The sequence below is a fragment of the Pseudomonas protegens genome (assembly GCF_003732485.1).
Classification (GTDB): domain Bacteria; phylum Pseudomonadota; class Gammaproteobacteria; order Pseudomonadales; family Pseudomonadaceae; genus Aquipseudomonas; species Aquipseudomonas protegens_B.
In genome coordinates this window covers 179,462-180,219 of sequence record NZ_MOAK01000061.1, presented here as the reverse complement: position 1 = coordinate 180,219, position 758 = coordinate 179,462, and the positions used below count along the sequence as shown (strand labels likewise).

Here is a 758-nt window from a genome sequence, read left to right as displayed (position 1 = left end):
TGGGGCGGCATGATCAACGGCATGATGACCCTGTCGGGTGCCTGGCATAAGCTGCGCACCGACCCGATCCTGCGGTTCCTGGTGGTTTCCCTGGCGTTCTACGGCATGTCGACCTTCGAAGGTCCGATGATGGCGATCAAGACCGTCAACTCGCTCTCGCACTACACCGACTGGACCATCGGCCACGTACACGCCGGCGCTCTGGGCTGGGTAGCGATGATCTCCATCGGCGCCCTGTATCACCTGATTCCGAAAGTCTTCGGCCGTCAGCAGATGCACAGCACCGGCCTGATCAACACCCACTTCTGGCTGGCTACCATCGGTACCGTGCTCTACATCGCCTCGATGTGGGTCAACGGCATTACCCAGGGCCTGATGTGGCGTGCAATCAACGATGACGGCACCCTCACCTACTCCTTCGTCGAAGCGCTGCAAGCCAGCCATCCGGGCTTTATCGTCCGTGCTCTGGGCGGTGCGTTCTTCGCCACCGGCATGCTGATCATGGCGTACAACGTGTTCCGCACCGTTCGCGCCTCGAACCCGGCTGAAGCTGAAGCCGCCGCTCAGATCGCTGTAGTTGGAGCTCACTGATGAAGCACGAAGTAGTCGAGAAGAATATTGGCCTACTGGCCTTCTTCATGGTCATCGCCGTCAGCATCGGCGGCCTGACCCAGATCGTCCCGCTGTTCTTTCAGGACGTCACCAACAAGCCGGTGGAAGGCATGAAGCCGCGCACCGCATTGGAACTGGAAGGCCGC

The 758-nt window shown here is 60.4% G+C and carries 2 protein-coding genes; both read left to right on the top strand.

Annotated features, from left to right (window positions below; genetic code table 11):
* On the top strand, positions 1–591 hold a 591-nt coding region (locus tag BLX41_RS17065), incomplete at its 5' end, for a cbb3-type cytochrome c oxidase subunit I (RefSeq protein WP_185073615.1).
* The coding region (locus tag BLX41_RS35595) for a cbb3-type cytochrome c oxidase subunit II (protein WP_259744974.1) at positions 591–758 on the top strand (168 nt) is incomplete at its 3' end. The genes BLX41_RS17065 and BLX41_RS35595, both read left to right, overlap by 1 nt.